Here is a 17280-nt window from a genome sequence, read left to right as displayed (position 1 = left end):
GACAACATTTGTTGCTGGTGATGCTACACAGACCGAGCAGCGGGGCACAACCACCGAGACCGGATGGTTATCTTCCGGTCGCGGGAACCTCCGCCGTCGAGGCTCGACGGACCAGCTCCGGCAGGCGGTATCCGGGGACATCGGCCACGTCGCCGCCCTCGATCTTCGCGATGAGCACGTTCATCAGGTAGGCGCCCTCCCCCTCGAAGTCGAGCCGGATGGTGGAGAGCGACGGCAGGTGGAACCGCGACTCCGGGGCGTCGTCCATCCCGATCACGCTCACGTCGTCCGGCACACGGCGCCCGCGCTCCGCCAGCCCGAAGATCAGACCGATCGCCATGCTGTCGTTGGCGAGGGCGACAGCGGTCACCTCGTCCGGAAGCTGCTGCGCCGCGCGGTACCCGGCCTCGGCCGACCAGTCGCCCTCGTACTCCCAGACCACGTCGAGCCCCCGCTCGGCGGCGACCGCGAGGAAGCCGCTGCGCCGCTCCCCCGCGGCGATCCAGACGGCCGGCCCGTTCACGAACGCCACGCGGCGATGCCCCAGGTCGGCGAGGTGCGCCGCCGCGAGCCGGCCGGGGTGGGCGCGGGGGTTCGCGCCGGATGAGGACAGCCCCTCCCCCGAGTCGATCGAGATCGGGACGTCGAGGCCGCGGTTCGCGACGGCCTGCCGCACCGCGTCCGTCTGGGCCGTCGCGAACACCCCGGCGATCTGGTGCTCCATGACCACGTCCAGCGCCGCGTCGACGGAGTCCACATCCTCTCCGTCCATGGACGCGATGTCGAGGACGTACCCGCGGCTCCGCGCCGCCGTCGTCGCACCGGCGATGATGCGGCCGGGGCCGGAGAGCTCCATCCGGTGGGCGAGGATGCCGATCCGGTTGGATTGCCGCGAGCGCAGCCAGCGGGCGGCGCCGTTGGGCCGGTAGTTCAGTTCGTCGATCGCGGCTTGGACTTTCGCCCGCGTCGCCGGGCGGATGCCCTCGAATCCGTTGAGGAACCGGGTGACCGTCTGGTGCGAGACCCCCGCGTGGCGTGCCACATCGTAGATGGTGGCGCGTTTCATGCAATGAAGTGTAGCCACACCGGGCGGCGACACCGCCCGGGTCAGTACTCGATGCGGCCCGAGCGGTTGTGGAACTCGCCCGTCGGGCCGTCCGCACCGATGGTGGCCAGCATCACCGTGGCATCGGTCCCCTCTTGGATGGTCTGGTGCCCGCTGTACCCGTTGAACTCCGTCGCGGTGTAGCCGGGATCGCTCGCATTGACGCGGAACCCCGGGAGGCTCTTCGCGTACTGCACCGTCAGCGCGATGACCGCCGCCTTCGATGCCGCATACGGGATGCCGAGCACGGGGTACTCGTCGTGACCCGGCGTCGACAGCCAGCGCGGCCAGCCCACTCCCGAGGCGACGTTCACGATGACGGGCGCCGCCGACCGGCGGAGCAGCGGCAGGCACGCCTGGGTGACGCGGACGACGCCGACGACGTTCGTATCGAGCGTCTGCACCAGGGATGCGGCGTCGAGGTCGTCGACGCCCTGCCGTGACGGACCGAGCACGCCCGCGTTGTTGACCAGCACATCCAGCGCAGGCAGGGAGGCGACCGCGGCATCCACGCTCGCCTGGTCGGTGACGTCGAGGGCGATCGGGATGGCGCCGAGCGCGCGCGCCTCGTCTCCCGTCCCGGTGTCGCGCATCCCGGCGTAGACGGTGTGTCCGGCCTCGATGAGGCGGCGAGCGGTCTCGAGACCGAGGCCGCGGTTGGCTCCTGTGATCAGTGTGGTCGTCATGTCCTCGATCCTGCGCGCCGGCCGGGGAGATGCCCAGGCACCGCTCTTCGGGGGTACCCGCAGTACCAGGGTGACCCGCGCGGCCGGACGTACGATGAGCCCATGAGCGAGTTCGCGGCGGTGCTGCGGTCGTGGCGCGACCGGGTCGACCCGATCGAGGTCGGGCTGCCCGCCGGCGCGGGCCGGCGCACGCCGGGGCTGCGCCGGGAGGAGCTCGCCGCCCTCGCGGGCGTGAGCGTCGACTACATCGTGCGCCTGGAGCAGGGGCGCGCGACGAATCCGTCGCCTCAGCTGCTCAGCGCGCTCGCCCGCGCGCTCCGCCTCTCCGGGGAGGAGCGGGACCACCTGTTCCGCGTCGCCGGAACCGCGCCGTCCCCGGCGGGCAGCATCCCGAGGCACCTCACGCCGGGCGTTCAGCGCATCCTCGACCGGATCGGGGATGTGCCCCTCGGCGTCTTCACGGCGGCCTGGGACTTCCTGGTCTGGAATCCGCTCTGGACGGCCCTGCTCAAGGACCCGTCCGAGGCGGCGGGCCTCGATCGCAACCTGGTCTGGCGGCACTTCACCCACGGCCAATCCGGCGTCGAGTTCGACGATGTCCATGCCGAGGAGTTCTCGGCCGACCTCGTCGCCGACCTCCGCCAGGCGCACGGCCGCTACCCGGAAGACCGGGACCTCGACCGCTTGATCTCGCGCCTGCGGGCCGCCTCCCCCGACTTCGATCGCCGTTGGGCCGTCGCGCGCGTCGCCACCCACCGTTCGAGCAGGAAGACGATGACCGACACCATGGTCGGCCCGATCACCGTGGACTGCGACGTGCTCACCGTGCCGGACGGCGACCTCCGTATCGTCGTCTACACCGCCGTTCCCGGCAGCGAGGACGCGGCCAAGCTCGACCTGCTCCGAGTGACCGGGGTCGAGCGGTTCGCCCCGGCGGCAGCCCCGGCGACCTAGGCCGGACCCACCGCGTCAGCATCCCCCGCGCCCGCCCCCAGCGCGCGGGCCCACACCTCGCGGTGCGCGGTGACGTAGCGCGTCACGGTTCGCCAGTGCTCGCCGTGACCTGTCGCGAACATCGTCGCCCACGGCTCCCGGCCGGAGCGGCTGGACGAGTGGAGCAGGTCGTACATCGCCCGGGTCCTGCGGCCCATCTCCGCCGGGAGGCGGCGGCGCAGCTCCGGTTCGGCGCCGTAGCCGTCGACGAACGCCGCCAGGTCGCGCGCCGAGTCCTCGGGTGCGCGACCGGCGTCGTTGAGCGTGAACGCCTGGGCGGCGTAGGCCAGGTCCCACAGCCGGGTGCTGGGCCCGGACGCGTCCCAGTCGATGAAGACCCAGCGGTCGCCGACGATCAGGTTCCAGGGAGCGAGATCGTTGTGACAGATCAGCTCGTCGCCGGGTGCGGGGATCGCCGTCTCCCACACGGCGCCCGGCGGCGGGACGAAGTCGCTCCCGGCGTCATGGATGCGCCGCACCATCGCTCCGACGCGGCGCAACTGGTCCGGGGAGAGCGGGCCAGCATCCATCGCCAGACGGCCCGGCACGTACTCCTGGATCTGGCGCCCCGCCTCATCGCGGCCCAGCGGGGCCGGCGCATCCACGCCGGCTGCGCGCAGATGCTCGACGAACGACACGACGGCCGGAGTCGCCGCCGTCCACGGCTTCCGCACCGTGCGGCCGATGCGCACGACCGCGCCGCCGGCGTTGCCTCCGGCGAGCGACTGCTCCTCTTCCACAGGGAGAGGCTAACGGTGGCACTGGCGGCCCGGCGGCCTCGCCGTCATACTGACCGCATGAGCGGCACCGGAGAATCGGGACGAGACGAGGGCAACCGCCTGGTGCGGTTCCTGAAACGCAAGTGGCTGGCGATCGTCCTCATCCTGCTGCTGGTCGTCGTCGCCGTGCAGAACCTCGTCGCGGACGACCGCGCGACCATCTTCGTGCTGTGGACGCAGGTGCGGGTGCCGACGTGGCTGCTCGTGGTGCTCGTCTTCCTCATCGGAGGCGTTGTCGGCTGGGTGCTCGCGCGCAACCGCGCGGCCAGGCGGGCGCGGCGCTGACGGTTTTCGCCAGAACGCGGCCGTTTTCTCGCTTTCTGGTGACCTGAGAGCGATGATGACTGCGTGGATGACACCGAGCGTTCACTGGTCGGCGCCCTGCACGCCGGGGATGTGTCCGCGATCGAGCTGCTGTACCAGCGCTGGGGACGGCTGGTGTACACGCTCGCGCTGCGCTCGCTCGGAAACGTCGCCGACGCCGAGGACGTGACGCAGCAGGTGTTCGTCGCCGCGTGGCAGGGCCGCGCGGGTTTCGATCCGGAGCGCGCGAGGCTCAGTACGTGGCTGACGGCGATCACGCGGCACAAGATCGTCGACGCCTATGAGGCGCGGGCGAAGCGCCAGCGCGAACTGGAGGCCTTCATGGAGAGCGTGTACCTCCAATCGTTGAGCTGGACGGACGAGATCGCCGACAGCGTCGCCATGAGCCAGGAGCTCGACCAGCTGGAGCCGGTGGCGCAGCAGATCATGCGGCTGGCCTTCTACGATCGGCTGACGCATACGCAGATCGCGGCGAAGCTCGACCTCCCGTTGGGTACCGTCAAAAGTCATATCCGGCGCAGCCTCCTCAGGCTGCGGGCACGGTTGGAGGACGCGGATGACGCATAGCGACCCGGACGTCCTCGCCATGCTCGCCCTCGGCGAGACCGACATCGACGCGAGAGACGTCGACCACGTGATGACCTGCCCGGAGTGCCGCACAGAACTGGAGCGCCTGACGCGCGTGACCCGCGCGGCACGCGAGAACGGTCCGGTCGACTTCGCGCTCCAGGAGCCCGCGCCTCGGGTCTGGGAGAACATCAGCGCTCAGCTGACGCTCGAACCGCCCGCGACGTCCACCGCTGCGGCCGACCGCGGGCTCCTCCCGGCGGCCCGGGATGAAGCGCCCCCGCCTCGGGATGTCGTCCCGCGCCGCCGGAGCCGCTCCGGCCGCCGCCGCTGGCCGTATCTGGTCTCCGTCGCGGCGGTCGCGCTCGTCGCCGTCGCCGTGGCGCTCCTCGTGTTCATCCGCCCGGCGCCCCAGGTGGAGGCGCAGGCGACGCTCGCCGGGCTGCCCGCGTGGTCGACCTCCAACGGGCAGGCCACGATGGAGCGCGAGCCCGACGGCACGACCGTCCTGGCCGTCGAACTGGACTCCCCGGCCGTGCACTCCGCCGCCACCGCGTACCGCGAGGTCTGGCTGATGAACAGCGACCTGACCAAGTCGATCAGCGTCGGCCTGCTGGATGGCGGCACAGGTCGCTTCGTGATGCCGCCCAACATCGCAGCGGCCGACTACCCGGTCGTGGACATCTCGCAGCAGCCGCTCAACGGCGACCCGGCGCACTCGGGCGACAGCATCGTGCGGGGCACCCTCTCTGCGGCGCGCTGACCGGGCCCGCCTCCGCTTCCTCTGTTTCCTCCGCGAATCCGGGTGAGGTGCATCCGATTCGCCCTCCGTCCGGAATGTATGGGCATGCGACGCGATCCCGCGTCCGACATCCCTAGGAGGATCGATGAAGATCAGAGCAGTTTCCGCTTCGGCCGTGGTGATCGCCGCGCTCGCGTTCGCGGCGAGCGCCGCCCCCGCCACGGCTGCCGAGTCGGACGTCCAGCTCTCCGTGATCCACGGAGTGCCCGGCACGACCGTGGACGTGTGGGTGAACGGCACCGACACGATCAAGAACTTCCAGCCAGGCACCATGGCGGGTCCGCTGACCCTGCCCGCCGGGACGTACAGCGTCTCGATCACCAAGGTGGGCGCCGCCTCGGCGACGGACAGCCCGGTGATCGGCCCCATCGACCTGCCGCTCGCAGCGGGAGGCAACTACTCCGCTGTCGCGCACCTCGACGCGTCGGGCAAGCCGACGGCGACGCTGTTCACCAACGACATGTCGGCCACCGCTGCCGGCCAGGGGCGCCTGACTGTCCGGCACGTCGCGGCGGCGCCGGCCGTGGATGTCGTCGCCGGGGGCAAGGCCGTTGTCAGCAACCTGACCAACCCGAACGAGGCGAAGCTCGACCTGCCCGCATCCACCGTCTCCGCCTCGGTGACGGCCGCAGGCACCACCGAGCCCGCCCTGATCGGTCCGGCCGACGTGACGATCGCCGACGGGACCAACACGATCGTGTACGCCTACGGCAGCGCCACCGACAAGAACCTGGCGCTGATGGTCCAGACCATCGACGGCCTGGGGACACCGCCGAACGGCGTGCAGGCCGGCACCACCGGTGCCGCGTTCCGCGCCGATCAGGCCGCCCGGTCGGAGCAGACCGCCCTGTGGATCGGCGCCATCGCGCTCCTGCTGACGGCCGCTGTCACGACGGGTCTTCTCGTCCGCCGCACCCGTGCGGAGTCCATCCGGGGATGAGTCCCCACACCACAGCCCACGCGAGGGCGGTCGCCGTGTCCGGTGCCGCCCTCGTGGTGGCGGTGCTGGCGGGATGCTCGACGGATGGGAGCGTGGCGCCGAGGTCGGCGACGCCCACGGCGGCCCCGAGATCATCGCCGCACGCGACGGCGTCCCCGCTGCCCGACATCCCGAGAACGACGATCGACACGCGATCGGCTCCACCCGTTCCACCGGCGCAGGCGCCCGTGCGAATGGCCGTCCCGTCGCTCGGCGTCGACATGCCGGTGGTGCCGGTCGGGCTCGAGCCGACGGGCGACGTCACCATCCCGTCCGAATCTCACATCGCCGGGTGGTACCGCTACTCGTCCGGGGCCTCCGACGCGACGGGCTCGATCGTGCTCGTCGCGCACGTCGACGCCTGGGACGGCATCGGCCCGTTCAGCCGCCTCAAGGATGTCGCGCCCGGCGCAGAGGTCGTGCTCAGCGGCCCCTCCGGCCTCCGCAGCTTCCGGGTCGACGGGGTCGCCCAGCCGCAGAAGGGGCCCGGCTCTCTGAAGGACTTCTTCGTCGAGACCGGGCCGGCGAAGCTCGTGCTCATCACGTGCGGCGGCGTCTTCGACGATGCCACGGGCCACTACCGCGACAACGTGATCGTGACGGCGACGCCGATCGGGCCGTGAGGCGCGGAGGCATCGCACCGAGCGCGCCTGCTCGCGCCACCTACGGGCGCTCGACCGGGCCGGCCGAATCGAGCCATTCGACCGACGCGGTTCCGAGTCCGGCCGCGATAGCGGTGGCGGTCTCCATCCAGGAGTTCAGTTCGGCTTCGGCGAGATGGGCCTGACCCGTCGCGAATGACGCGCGGGCGGCATCGAGGAGGCCCCGGGCGCAGCTTTCGCGGTCCTTCGGGTTGAGGGCGAGCATCCACGGCATCGCCTCGGTCAGGCGCTCTGCGAAGGTGCCACGGGTATCGCTGGCCACCCCGACCAGGGTCGCCGCGAGCGGGAGCAAAGGAATAAAGGGAACGCGGCGCGCGTGATCACGCACTGAGCTGCTCCCCGGCCGGCTCCTCCGCCAGCCGCTCGAAGACGAGCGCCAGCACCGCTCGCTCGCGGCGGCTGAGGCGCGCGACGATCGGGGCCAGCTGCTCGACGGTCGGCGCGGCGGAGAGACGATCGGCGAGGTCGCCGAGTGCAGCCGCGATCTCGTCCGCGGTGAGTGAAGACATGGTTCCTCCTAGTGGTGTGGCCTCTGAGCTGCGGATGCTCCCAGGAGCAGCCGGGTGCGGCCGCCGTCGGACTGAAGGAAGCCCAGGCGACCGGGGATGCACGAGATGAGTGCGCCCTCCCGCGACAGGAAGACCCGGTGCAGGGCGGACGCGAGGGTCGTGATCTCGTCCTCCACGAGTCCGTCCTTGACCAGGACGCACGTATCGGGCGCCCCTCGCGCGATGAGCAGGGCGTGGACGTCGCGTTCGGGCAGCGCGCTCACGTCGAGCGCGCTGCCGTCCTTCAGGGCGACCGGCCCGGTGAGGCGGCTCCGGAACTCCCGCCGGCCGCGCGTGGTCACGCGGCCGGCGAGCAGCAGGACCCACTGCTGGGAGAAGAACTCGTGCACCGTCGCAGTGATGTGCGCCTCGACGACCCGCACGGCACCCTCCTCGGAATCAGCGATGCAGCATCCACGGGACGTCGAAGAGGCGCCCCTGACGCAGCGATTGGACGGCGACCGTCAGGGTGCCCGCGCTCGCGCTCCCCCAGGCGTAGACGATCGTGTCGGTCTTGGCCTTCACCGGGACCGCTGCCGGGCCGATGACCGGGGCCGTCGTTCCGGCAAGCGCGACCGACGCATCCACCGTGCCCGCCGGCAGCACCAGTGCCGCCTGATTCGGATTGGTCAGTCCGGTGATGACCGGAGTGCCGCCGGCCAGCACATCCACCGCCGGAGCAGCCGCGGTGTGCCGCACCACGAGCCGGCCGGTGCCGGACGGCGATACGGACAGGTCGTTCGTGAAGACACTCGCCGTCGGCGCACCGTTCGGCGTGAGATGCGCGGCCACGGTGTAGCTCGTGTTCCGCGCGAACGAGACCGTCACCGGTCCGATGACGGGATTCCGGTCGCTACGCGCGTCGGCCGCGGTGATCGCCAGGCGATAGGTGCCAGAGGGCAGCAGGTACGGGCCGGCGACCGTGCCGGGCTGGAAGTCGTTCAGCACGCGCAGGCCGTTCACGTACACATCCACCGGCGTCGCGGGGACGCCGTGGAACACCGACACCTGTGAGACGCCGAACGGGCGCCAGGTGGAGGGATGCGGTGCCGCGTTCGCGGGCGCCGCCACCCCGATCAGGGCAAGCGCCGCGCCGATGGCGACGCCGATCCGCCACTTCCGAGTCCTCGTCATGATGAACCCCTTCGTCTCCGCGGAAGAACCGTGTGTGCTCCCACCGGTTCATTCGGCTGAAGAGGGGCGATCGGATGCACCCGGTCCGGAGAAAATCCGGACCGGGCGGAGAAGGACTCGGCTGCCGTGCAGAACGTTGTCGGCGGCGACCGGTGCCGACCTGGCTGCTGGTGGTGCTCGTCTTCCTCATCGGAGGCGTCGTCGGCTGGGTGCTCGCGCGCAACCGCGCCGCTAGGCGCGCGCGGCGCTGACGGTGGCCGGCGGCAACGCGACGACAGCAGGCGTCATCGCGACGGCGACCCCGTCCGGCTCCTGAGGAAGCGCGCGATCCGCTCCGTGGCGGCCTCCGCCTCCGGGGTTCCCAGCAGGAGCGGGAAGACGTGCGGCAGTCCATCGCCGACCACCAGCTCCACCTCGACGCCGGCGGCGGTCGCCGCCTCCGCGAGGCGTTCGGAATCGCTCAACAGCAGGTCGGCGGTGCCCACTTCGATGTGGATGGGAGGCAGGCCGGCGAGGGACGCGAACAGCGGAGAGGCCGCCGGCAGCCGAGGGTCCGCACCGGCGAGGTAGTCGGCCGCCAGCCGGGCGAGCAGCTGCGGCGTCGAGACCGGGTCCTCCGCGACGCGGTCGCGCATCGAGCGACCGGACCCGGTCAGGTCGACCGTCGGCGACATCAGCACGGCACCGCTCGGGAGCGGCTCTCCGTCGTCTCGCGCTGCGGCGAGGAGGGAGACCGCCAGACCCCCTCCCGCCGAGTCGCCGGCGACAGCGACACCCGACGGGTCGCATCCACGGTCTCGCCAGAGCCACCGCCAGGCGGTTCGGACGTCGTCGAGCGCAGCGGGGAAGGGATGCTCGGGCGCGAGACGGTAGTCCACGAACAGCACCCGCATCCCCGCGGCCCGGCCCAGGCGTGCGGCCAGTTCGCCGTCGCTCCGGAGGGAGCCGAACTGGAAGCCGCCGCCGTGCAGGAAGATCAGCACGCGATCCGGCATCGCCCCGGGGGCATCGAGCCACGTCGCCGGGACTCCGCCCGCATCGACGGCGGTGATCACGACGTCGGCCGGCACCGGGTGCAGGACATCCCCTGGCACGAACTCCTCCCGCGCCTGCTCCACCGTCGGCTCCGGCCTCCCTGCCGCCTCCGACGCGGCGGCAGTGCTCTGGCGGGCGCGCATGACCGCCAGCGCGGCCTCCATCTGCTCGCTGGGCACGGCGGCCGTCAGCTCACGGCGGTGCCGGCGGCGTCCTCGACGAGCACCTCGGTCAGCCGCCCCGTCTGCACCCCGAAGAGGAACCCGCGGACGGGGATTTCGGAGGAGATCCAGGGATGCGAGCGCACCTTCCGCACCTGCTCCCGCGTGTTCTGCTCCGCATCGGTGAAGGTGAAGAACTGCGCGGGAGCGATCGGGTAGCTCCCCGTCTCCGCGCGCAGCCGCTCGACCAGGTCGTCGCCCGAGAACCGGGACAGACCGCAGTCGTCGTGATTGATGATGAGGATCTCGCTCGTGCCGAGCATCCGCGTCGAGACGATCAGGGACCGCATGGTGTCGTCGTCGATCACCGTCCCCACATTGCGGATGAGATCGACGTCGGCGTCCGGAAGCCCCATCAGCCGTACGACTCCGCTGAGGCGGGGATCCGCGCAGGTGACGACTGCGATCGTGGGCGCGGGCGGCCCTCCGGTCGGTCGGTACTCCTCGGCGAGGGTCGCGTTGGCGCGCAGCGCGTCGTCCGTGATGCTCATGGTCGCAGCTCCTTCTGTCGCCCGGGGACGACGTCCTGAGGCCCAGGCGCATGGCCACGATACGGTCGCGGCAGGCGTCCTGCGTGCGGGGTTTCCGCCAACATCCCGCGCTCCGCCGAGATGGTGGGGGTTCACGCCGGGGCGGCGGAGAAGGACTCGGCTGCCGGCCCCGATGACTCGCCGGCAGCCGAGCGTCGTCAGCCTGCGGCGGGGATCCACACCCGCATCAGGCTCGGTCCGCGGTTGGCCCAGTGGGCGTACGGCATGAGGTCCGCCGTGACCGCCCGGCCCGACCGGGCGGTCACGGCGGCGTCGAGGCGGCGGTACGGCCAGTCGTCGGAGGCGTCGTCGCGCCCATCGTCCACGATCAGGCGCACGGAGGCACCTGTGGCGGTGGATTCGGGAGTCGTCGCCGTATCGATCCGAACCCGGTCGAAGGCGATGCCCTCCGGGAGGTCCACAGACTCCAGGCACAGCACGAGCGGTCCGCGCTCGACGGCCACCGTCCCGCGGACCGCGTCGACACCGCCGGGCGCGACGGTGAACCGCGGGGACGTGTCCAGCTCGAGCACCAGCTCGTCGCCTGCGGCGAACGCGCGACGGACGCGCAGCGTGTCGCCGTCCACCGGCAGGGCTCCGCCGTTGAGGCTCGCACGCGCCCGGCCGCGGGACCAGGCGGGGATGCGCAGGCACAGCGTGAACTCGGACGCCTCCGTCACCGAGACGACGACGCGGCCGTCGAAGGGGTAGCCCGTGCGGACGGCGAGGGCGACGCGACGACCGTCCGGCAGTGCCGTGTCCACCTCCAGATCCGCGAACTGGTGGAGCTGCACCCCGTCGTCGTCGGCCGTCGCGAAGTACGCGCCGACGCTGGCCAGGGTGCGGGCGACGTTCGTCGGGCAGCAGGACACCTCGAACCAGGGCGCGCGGAGATTCGCCTCGGCCCGCTCGCTCAGCTCGTCGTCGTGCGTCTCGGACGCCAGCTGGCGCTGGTGGAGCGTGTTCGCGTAGTAGAAGGCACGGCCGTCCGCGCGCGGCGACACCAGCACCGCGTTGAGGAGCGTCCGCTCGATGAGATCCGCGTGGGACGGGTCGGCGGTCTGCAGGAGCAGCCGCCAGCTCACCATCACGGAGCCGATGGCCGCGCAGGTCTCGGCGTATGCGCGATCGGGAGGCAGCTCGTCGTCGGCGCCGAACTCCTCGTTCTGGTGGTGCGAGCCGATGCCACCGGTGAGATACGTGCGGTGCGCGACGGTCCGCCCCCACTGCCGTTGCACCGCGTCCAGCAGGGTGTCGTCGCCGGTCTCGACGGCGACGTCGGCAGCCCCCGCCGTGAAGTAGGCGGCGCGGACGGCGTGACCGCGCAGCACCGTCGCCTCCCGGACCGGCATGTCGTCGAGGAAGTAGTCGCTGCCCTGGAACAGGGTCGTCGCGAGGGTGCGACGCCCGCGCCGCTCGACGAAGATCCGCGCCAGCTCGACGTAGCGCGGCTCGCCGAGCGCGCGCCCCAGCTCCACCAGGGCCGGCTCGATCTCCGGGTGGCCGCAGATCGCATCCCGCCCCTCCTCGCCGAACACGCGGTCGACGTGGTCGGCGAGCCGACGGGCCACGCGGACCAGGACGTCGTCGGGATGCCCGCTCCGGGCACGGGCGACGGCCGCCTGGATGAGGTGGCCGAAGCAGTACAGTTCGTGACCCCACTCGAGGTCGCTGTACCGCGGACGCTGACCGGGACGGCCGAACGCCGTGTGCAGGTATCCGTCCGGCTCCTGAGCCGCGGCCACCCGGTCGACGAGAGCGGAGTAGCGCGCCTCGAGCGCCCCATCCGGATGACGGCCGAGCTCCCAGGCCATCGCCTCCAGCAGCTTGTAGACCTCCGAGTCGACGAACTCGATGCCGTCGTGGTGGTCGGCGACCGTGCCGTCTGCGGCGCGGTCGAAGTTGCCGATCCAGCCGATCCGCTCCATCCACGTCTCGCAGTGGTCGAGGATGACGGTCGCGTTCAGCTCCTGCGTGTCGGCCCAGAACCCTCCCGAGATGCGGACCTCGTCCGGTCCGAGCGGCCGGAGGACGCTGCGGGACGGGACCACCGGCCCCCCGGCGAGCACGGCGGTGGTGGTGAGGGTCATCGTTCTCCCGAAGGTCGGTGGGCGGCGAGCAGCAGGTAGACGGCGGCCGTCCAGGTGTATGCACGGTCGCGCAGGCCGTCGCCGGTGAGCGCGTCGAAGTTCTCGGCGAAGCCCGAGCGCTCGCAGGCGGCGAGGAAAGCGCTGGCGACCCGATCGGCCGTCCCGGCGTGACCTGCACGACGCAGACCGTCGACGATCAGGTGCGTGCTCGGCGCCCACACCGGCCCGCGCCAGTAGCCGTCCGCGGTGTACTCCGGCGACCCGGGCAGCTCGGTGGCCGGCCCCCACGGGGTCAGATGCGACTCCACCGCGGCGGCGAGCGCCGCGGCGATGTCGGCGGGAAGCCGCTCGCCGAGCACGATGGGCAGGGCACCGAGCAGGCTCGTGGAGCTGGACGGCCGGCCCGAGGCGACCGACCGGGCGACGAAGCGGTCGCCGGCCCACAGCTGCTCGAACAGCGCCCGCTCGAGCGCGATCCGCTCGTCCTCCCACTCGGCGGCGGACTCTCCGAGCTCGAGCGCCAGGCGGGCCAGCTCGTCCAGTTGCAGGATGAGGAACGCGGCGAGGTCGGGCGACTCCACCACCCGGTCCCGGTCGAAGAGGGTGGCGTTGTCCCACCCGCTGTCGTTGCCGTGCTGGTAGTACGGGAGGGCATGGCCGGGTGCGCGGCGGCTGTCGAGCCAGAACCGTGTCCAGGCGGAGAGCCTCCGGTACACCAGCCGCAGCGCGCCGTCGTCGAAGGGTGTGGAGACGCGCTCCCGCAGCAGCCGGAAGGCCCAGCCGTGGATGGGCGGCTTCACGAAGTTGTAGAGCACCTCGGAGTGCGTGACCGAGTCCGGCAGCGCTCCTCCGGCATCCTGGTGGTCGAAGGGCAGCAGGAACTGGTCCAGTGCGGCCTCCGGGTCGAGCGGCGCGAGGGCGAGGGCGTTGAAGCAGTGGTCCCACGACCAGACCTTGTCCATCCAGTGCTTCGACATGAGCACCGCCTCGCGGCCGACGAAGCCGCCGGGCTCGACGGTGGCCGACCAGAGCACGTACGCGGCCTTCACGGCGGTCGGCGTCGCGGCGGCCCCGGCCAGAAGCCCGGAGCAGTACGCCGCGAACTCCGCTCGCCGGTGCCGCACCAGGTCGTCGAAGGGGGCGGTGGCGCCGAGTGGACGGACGCCCGCCTCGGTCTGCTCGACCCGGACCTCCCACGGGTCGTCCGCGCCGAACGCCACCTCACGTGCGCCACTGCCGAGCAGCCCATCGCCCACGACCTCCGCCGCCCCGGCGAGGACGGTGAAGCGGTAGCGCCGGCCGGTCTCGTAGCTGGTCAGGGTGATCGCGCCGTCGACGGGGTCGGTGAACAGGTACCCGCCCGTGAACGGCGTCAGCTCGTCCGAGGCGGAGAACCGCATCCCGAGCTCGCGTCCGCGGAAGCGCACGGCGCCAGGATGCTCGAACGCCGCCTCGACGCGGCCGTCGCCCGCCGTCCAGGCGACCCGGGACGCGGTGGCGTCGACGCGGGCCGGGGTGGCGCCGGGCACCACCGGTGTGAGCCGGACCACGGCGTTCATCCCGGTGACATGGCTGACGAGATGGAGGGCGTCGGACACCTGGTGCGTGCCGATCACCGGCGAGATGTCGAGCCAGCTGCCGCGGACCGAGAACGGGATCTCGGCCAGATCGAAGGCGATGTCGGTCGAGGTGACGGTGCTGAGATCGGTCACGGTCAGTCCTTCACAGCGCCGGCGGTGACGCCGGCGGCGACATACCGCTGCGCGAGCACCAGCAGCACGGCGGCCGGGATCGACGCGACGACGGCGGTCGCCATGATCGCGTTCCACTCCTGATTGTTGTTGCCGATGTACTTGTAGATGCCCAGGGTGATGGTCTGCAGCGCGCCGCCGCTGTTGAGCGTCGACGAGAAGACGAAGTCCGACCATGCCCAGAGGAACGCGAACAGCGAGACGGTGACGATGGAGTTGCGGCTCACCGGCAGCACGATCGACCGGAACGTGCGCCAGGTGCTCGCACCGTCGATCTTCGCGGCGTTCATCAGCTCATCCGGGATGCCGGACATGAACGCGCTGAAGATCAGCACCCCGAACGGCACGGCCAGCGTCGAGTCCGCGATGATCAGCCCCCACAGCGTGTTCAGGATGCCGAGGTTGAGGTAGATCGCGTAGAACCCCATCGCCATGATGATCCCGGGGATCATCTGCGCGATGAGGAGCACGAAGTTGAGGACGCCCCGGCCGCGCGGGCGCAGCTTCGCCAGCGAGTACGCGGCGGGGGCCGAGATCGCGACCGTCAGGATCACGGTCCCGAGGCCGACCAGCAGGCTGGTGCCGAGGTAGGGCAGCTGCTGGTCGAGAACCGCCTGGTATCCCTCGAACGTCGCGTGGATCGGGAACAGGTCGGGCGGGCTCTTCCGCATCAGACTCGTGGGGGTCAGCGAGACGTTGATCATCCAGTAGACGGGGAAGAGCATCACCAGCGTCAGCGCGACGCCGACGACGGTCTTCCACCAGGGTCGCTTGCCGTTCATGCGAGGTCCTGCTTCCTCTGGGTGCGGATGTACACGAAGCCGAAGACGAGCGCGAGGATGATCAGCAGGTTGCCGACCGCGGCCGCCGGGCTGAAGTCCGGCAGTGTCGAGGCGAACCCGAGCTGGTACGACCAGGTCGCGAACGTGGTGGACGCCGTCCCGGGCCCGCCGCGCGTCATGATCCAGATGATGTCGAACACCTTGAGCGTGTAGATCAGGCCGAGCAGCAGGGTGATCGCCGACACGGGCCGCAGCAGTGGGAAGGTCACCCGCCAGAAGCGCTGCCACCCGTTGGCGCCGTCGATCGACGCCGCCTCGTAGAGCTCCTGCGGGATGTTCTGGAGCCCCGAGTACAGGATGACGAGATTGAAGGGGATGCCGATCCAGATGTTCGCGATGATGACGCTGGTCAGCGCCCAGTCCGGCGAGGTCAGCCAGTTGATGCCGGGGAGGCCGAACGCCTCGAGCGCGGCGTTGACGACGCCGGAGTCGCTGTTCAGCATCCACGACCAGGTGGACGCCGACACGATCAGCGGCAGCAGCCACGGCACCAGGAAGAGGGCGCGCAGCGTCGCCGACAGCCGGAAGTTCTGGTGGAAGAACACCGCGAGCGCCAGCCCGATCGTGAACTGGAACGCGATCGAGACGAGGGTGAAGACGGCGGTGTGCCAGAACGCGGGCCCGAAGGTCGGGTCCTGCAGCACCTTGACGTAGTTGTCGAGCCCGACGAACGGGGCATCGCCCATCACGAACGACCGGACGGTGTAGTCGCGGACGCTGAGCTCGACGTTGCGGTAGAGCGGGTAGGCGTAGAACACGACCAGGTAGATCGCGACGGGGGCGAGGAACGCCCACGCCGTCCACGCGCCACGGCGACGCCGGCGCCGGGGCGCGGGCGGGGCGGCGGCCTGCACCGTCCCACCCGCGTCTCTGGCCGTGCCGCTCGACGCTGTCTGAGTTGTCGTCATCGGTGTTTCCCTCAGTTGCGTGCTGGTCGTGCTCTGGTTACTTCGTGGCGGCGGCCGCTGCCGTCTGGGCCGCCTTCAAGGCGTCCGCCGGCGACTGCGATCCGCTCAGGGCGTTCTGGACGGCGGTCCACAACTCCTTGGAGATCTTCGGGTATTTCGTCCCGAGGTCGTCGCTGGTGCGGCCCTTCGCGGCGGCCACGGCGTCGACCCACGGCTTCAGCTCCGGGTTCGCGGCGACCTGCTCCTTCTGCGCCGCCTCGGTGGGGGCGATGTAGGAGAGGGTGGTGTCGGTCTTCACGAAGCTCTTGGTGCTGGTGAGGCACTCCGCGATCTTCTTCGAGGTGGCGTACCGGGCGGTGTCCTTCTGGACGGGGATCGTCATGAACTCGCCGCCGGTCGGAGCGGGAGCCGCTCCCCCATCCATCGCCGGGATGCTGAGGATGCCGTAGTCGATGCCGGCCTTCTTCACGTTGCCCAGCTGCCAGGTGCCGTTCTCGCCGAACGCATAGTCGCCGGTGGCGAACTCCTGCCACGAGGTGGTCTGCGTGTTGTTGATGACCGAGTTCGGTGCGTAGCCCTTCTTGAGCCAGTCCGTCCACAGCGTCAGCGCCTTCTCGGCCTTGTCCGAGTCCAGCTTGGTCAGGTTGGCGCCGGAGCCCCAGAACCACGGCAGGAACTGGAAGCTGCCCTCTTCGGTGCCGATGGCCGAGAACGTGATGCCCTTCTTGCCCGCTGCGGTCACCTTGCCCAGCGCGTCGGTGAGCGTCGACCAGTCCGTGATCGAGCTCGCGTCGACACCGGCGGCCGACAGGACGGCCTTGTTGTAGTAGAGGGCCAGGGTGTTGGCCCCGATCGGGACGCCGTACGTCTTCCCGTCCAGCTGACCCGCGGCCAGGATGTTCTTCTGGATGTCGGACGTGTCGAGCTTGTTCTCCGACGTGGTGGTCAGGATGCCGGCCTCGGCCAGCGTCGAGACGACCGGGTTGTCGACGAGCAGCAGATCGGGCGAGTTGCCCTGCTGGCCCGCGAGCAGCGCCTTGTTGGTCAGGTCGCTGGTGTCGTAGCCGGTGCGCTTCACGGTCACTCCGGCATCCGTCCCGCACTGCTCGACGAGCTTCGTCCAGTCGGCCGATGCGTCGAACTGCGGGTACGGGTCCCAGAACGTGTACGTGCCTCCGGCGCTTCCGCTCGAGCCGGAGCCCGAGCCCGAGCAGGCGGCGACGCCGGCGACGACCGCCGCGGCGACGACCGCTGCGCCGAGCAGGCGCGAGGTCTTCTTGGTGATCACAGTATTCCTCCTTGAATCGTGCACTTGGTCGAGTCC

Annotated in this window: 20 protein-coding genes; 6 read left to right on the top strand and 14 right to left on the bottom strand. The window is 70.9% G+C overall.

Annotation, left to right across the window (positions count from 1 at the left end; translation table 11 throughout):
* Positions 1 to 67: 67 nt before the first annotated feature.
* Positions 68 to 1066, bottom strand: a complete 999-nt coding sequence (locus BJ963_RS17305; RefSeq protein WP_179457703.1) for a LacI family DNA-binding transcriptional regulator — start codon at positions 1064 to 1066, stop codon at positions 68 to 70.
* A 41-nt stretch (positions 1067 to 1107) separates the two neighbouring features.
* Positions 1108 to 1791 carry an SDR family NAD(P)-dependent oxidoreductase gene (locus BJ963_RS17300; protein WP_179457702.1) on the bottom strand — a complete coding sequence of 228 codons (684 nt, stop codon included), beginning with the start codon at positions 1789 to 1791 and terminating at the stop codon, positions 1108 to 1110.
* A gap of 102 nt (positions 1792 to 1893) precedes the next feature.
* On the opposite strand from BJ963_RS17300, the gene BJ963_RS17295 reads away from it, so the two are divergent.
* Positions 1894 to 2745: a helix-turn-helix transcriptional regulator gene (locus tag BJ963_RS17295; RefSeq protein WP_179457701.1), complete on the top strand. Its 852-nt coding sequence runs from the start codon at positions 1894 to 1896 to the stop codon at positions 2743 to 2745.
* On the opposite strand, the gene BJ963_RS17290 is transcribed toward BJ963_RS17295, so the two are convergent.
* Positions 2742 to 3524 (bottom strand): phosphotransferase, encoded by a 783-nt coding sequence (locus BJ963_RS17290; protein WP_179457700.1) that lies wholly within the window; start codon positions 3522 to 3524, stop codon positions 2742 to 2744. The genes BJ963_RS17295 and BJ963_RS17290 overlap by 4 nt on opposite strands.
* 57 nt (positions 3525 to 3581) lie before the next feature.
* On the opposite strand from BJ963_RS17290, the gene BJ963_RS17285 reads away from it, so the two are divergent.
* The 5 genes from BJ963_RS17285 to BJ963_RS17265 all read left to right on the top strand — a co-directional run bounded on the left by BJ963_RS17285 (position 3582) and on the right by BJ963_RS17265 (position 6858).
* Positions 3582 to 3848, top strand: a complete 267-nt coding sequence (locus tag BJ963_RS17285) for a DUF1049 domain-containing protein (protein ID WP_179457699.1) — start codon at positions 3582 to 3584, stop codon at positions 3846 to 3848.
* Positions 3849 to 3911: 63 nt separating this feature from the next.
* Positions 3912 to 4454, top strand: coding sequence for a sigma-70 family RNA polymerase sigma factor (locus BJ963_RS17280; protein WP_179457698.1), 543 nt, complete (start codon positions 3912 to 3914; stop codon positions 4452 to 4454).
* The gene (locus BJ963_RS17275) at positions 4444 to 5217 is read left to right on the top strand and encodes an anti-sigma factor (RefSeq protein WP_179457697.1); all 774 of its coding nucleotides are present in this window, start codon (positions 4444 to 4446) and stop codon (positions 5215 to 5217) included. The genes BJ963_RS17280 and BJ963_RS17275 overlap by 11 nt, the downstream gene beginning before the upstream one ends.
* A 124-nt stretch (positions 5218 to 5341) precedes the next feature.
* Positions 5342 to 6196 (top strand): DUF4397 domain-containing protein, encoded by an 855-nt coding sequence (locus BJ963_RS17270; RefSeq protein ID WP_218857116.1) that lies wholly within the window; start codon positions 5342 to 5344, stop codon positions 6194 to 6196.
* Positions 6197 to 6429: 233 nt separating this feature from the next.
* Positions 6430 to 6858 carry a class F sortase gene (locus BJ963_RS17265; RefSeq protein WP_179457696.1) on the top strand — a complete coding sequence of 143 codons (429 nt, stop codon included), beginning with the start codon at positions 6430 to 6432 and terminating at the stop codon, positions 6856 to 6858.
* Between the two features lie 40 nt (positions 6859 to 6898).
* On the opposite strand, the gene BJ963_RS17260 is transcribed toward BJ963_RS17265, so the two are convergent.
* The 11 genes from BJ963_RS17260 to BJ963_RS17205 form a co-directional block, all read right to left on the bottom strand.
* Positions 6899 to 7159 carry a hypothetical protein gene (locus BJ963_RS17260; protein WP_246298097.1) on the bottom strand — a complete coding sequence of 87 codons (261 nt, stop codon included), beginning with the start codon at positions 7157 to 7159 and terminating at the stop codon, positions 6899 to 6901.
* Between the two features lie 58 nt (positions 7160 to 7217).
* Positions 7218 to 7406 carry a hypothetical protein gene (locus BJ963_RS17255; RefSeq protein WP_179457695.1) on the bottom strand — a complete coding sequence of 63 codons (189 nt, stop codon included), beginning with the start codon at positions 7404 to 7406 and terminating at the stop codon, positions 7218 to 7220.
* A gap of 8 nt (positions 7407 to 7414) precedes the next feature.
* Complete coding sequence (locus BJ963_RS17250; RefSeq protein WP_179457694.1) at positions 7415 to 7828, bottom strand: hypothetical protein; 414 nt, start codon at positions 7826 to 7828, stop codon at positions 7415 to 7417.
* A gap of 16 nt (positions 7829 to 7844) precedes the next feature.
* On the bottom strand, positions 7845 to 8579 hold the full coding sequence (locus BJ963_RS17245; protein WP_179457693.1) for a DUF4397 domain-containing protein: 735 nt from the start codon (positions 8577 to 8579) through the stop codon (positions 7845 to 7847).
* A gap of 284 nt (positions 8580 to 8863) precedes the next feature.
* Positions 8864 to 9793, bottom strand: a complete 930-nt coding sequence (locus BJ963_RS17235) for an alpha/beta hydrolase fold domain-containing protein (RefSeq protein WP_179457692.1) — start codon at positions 9791 to 9793, stop codon at positions 8864 to 8866.
* Between the two features lie 8 nt (positions 9794 to 9801).
* Positions 9802 to 10326 carry a beta-class carbonic anhydrase gene (locus BJ963_RS17230; protein WP_179457691.1) on the bottom strand — a complete coding sequence of 175 codons (525 nt, stop codon included), beginning with the start codon at positions 10324 to 10326 and terminating at the stop codon, positions 9802 to 9804.
* 197 nt (positions 10327 to 10523) lie between these two features.
* Complete coding sequence (locus tag BJ963_RS17225; protein WP_179457690.1) at positions 10524 to 12455, bottom strand: glycoside hydrolase family 127 protein; 1932 nt, start codon at positions 12453 to 12455, stop codon at positions 10524 to 10526.
* Positions 12452 to 14167 carry an MGH1-like glycoside hydrolase domain-containing protein gene (locus tag BJ963_RS17220; protein ID WP_179457689.1) on the bottom strand — a complete coding sequence of 572 codons (1716 nt, stop codon included), beginning with the start codon at positions 14165 to 14167 and terminating at the stop codon, positions 12452 to 12454. Before BJ963_RS17220 ends, BJ963_RS17225 begins: the two co-directional genes overlap by 4 nt.
* 2 nt (positions 14168 to 14169) lie before the next feature.
* Positions 14170 to 14988 carry a carbohydrate ABC transporter permease gene (locus tag BJ963_RS17215; protein WP_089914286.1) on the bottom strand — a complete coding sequence of 273 codons (819 nt, stop codon included), beginning with the start codon at positions 14986 to 14988 and terminating at the stop codon, positions 14170 to 14172.
* Positions 14985 to 15956 (bottom strand): carbohydrate ABC transporter permease, encoded by a 972-nt coding sequence (locus BJ963_RS17210; RefSeq protein ID WP_179457688.1) that lies wholly within the window; start codon positions 15954 to 15956, stop codon positions 14985 to 14987. Before BJ963_RS17210 ends, BJ963_RS17215 begins: the two co-directional genes overlap by 4 nt.
* Positions 15957 to 15993: 37 nt before the next feature.
* Positions 15994 to 17244 (bottom strand): extracellular solute-binding protein, encoded by a 1251-nt coding sequence (locus tag BJ963_RS17205; RefSeq protein ID WP_179457687.1) that lies wholly within the window; start codon positions 17242 to 17244, stop codon positions 15994 to 15996.
* Positions 17245 to 17280 lie beyond the last annotated feature (36 nt).

Source organism: Leifsonia soli (assembly GCF_013408745.1).
Lineage (GTDB): Bacteria > Actinomycetota > Actinomycetes > Actinomycetales > Microbacteriaceae > Leifsonia > Leifsonia soli.
Note: the sequence above shows the minus strand (reverse complement) of the source record. Positions and strands in the feature narration are given on the sequence as shown.

Excerpts from the sequence above, each read along its gene's own strand:
- BJ963_RS17305 (WP_179457703.1), bottom strand. The coding sequence starts at position 1,066 with ATGAAACGCGCCACCATCTACGATGTGGCACGCCACGCGGGGGTCTCG.
- BJ963_RS17300 (WP_179457702.1), bottom strand. The coding sequence starts at position 1,791 with ATGACGACCACACTGATCACAGGAGCCAACCGCGGCCTCGGTCTCGAG.
- BJ963_RS17295 (WP_179457701.1), top strand. The coding sequence starts at position 1,894 with ATGAGCGAGTTCGCGGCGGTGCTGCGGTCGTGGCGCGACCGGGTCGAC.
- BJ963_RS17285 (WP_179457699.1), top strand. The coding sequence starts at position 3,582 with ATGAGCGGCACCGGAGAATCGGGACGAGACGAGGGCAACCGCCTGGTG.
- BJ963_RS17275 (WP_179457697.1), top strand. The coding sequence starts at position 4,444 with ATGACGCATAGCGACCCGGACGTCCTCGCCATGCTCGCCCTCGGCGAG.
- BJ963_RS17270 (WP_218857116.1), top strand. The coding sequence starts at position 5,342 with ATGAAGATCAGAGCAGTTTCCGCTTCGGCCGTGGTGATCGCCGCGCTC.
- BJ963_RS17265 (WP_179457696.1), top strand. The coding sequence starts at position 6,430 with ATGGCCGTCCCGTCGCTCGGCGTCGACATGCCGGTGGTGCCGGTCGGG.
- BJ963_RS17255 (WP_179457695.1), bottom strand. The coding sequence starts at position 7,406 with ATGTCTTCACTCACCGCGGACGAGATCGCGGCTGCACTCGGCGACCTC.
- BJ963_RS17245 (WP_179457693.1), bottom strand. The coding sequence starts at position 8,579 with ATGACGAGGACTCGGAAGTGGCGGATCGGCGTCGCCATCGGCGCGGCG.
- BJ963_RS17230 (WP_179457691.1), bottom strand. The coding sequence starts at position 10,326 with ATGAGCATCACGGACGACGCGCTGCGCGCCAACGCGACCCTCGCCGAG.
- BJ963_RS17225 (WP_179457690.1), bottom strand. The coding sequence starts at position 12,455 with ATGACCCTCACCACCACCGCCGTGCTCGCCGGGGGGCCGGTGGTCCCG.
- BJ963_RS17215 (WP_089914286.1), bottom strand. The coding sequence starts at position 14,988 with ATGAACGGCAAGCGACCCTGGTGGAAGACCGTCGTCGGCGTCGCGCTG.
- BJ963_RS17210 (WP_179457688.1), bottom strand. The coding sequence starts at position 15,956 with ATGACGACAACTCAGACAGCGTCGAGCGGCACGGCCAGAGACGCGGGT.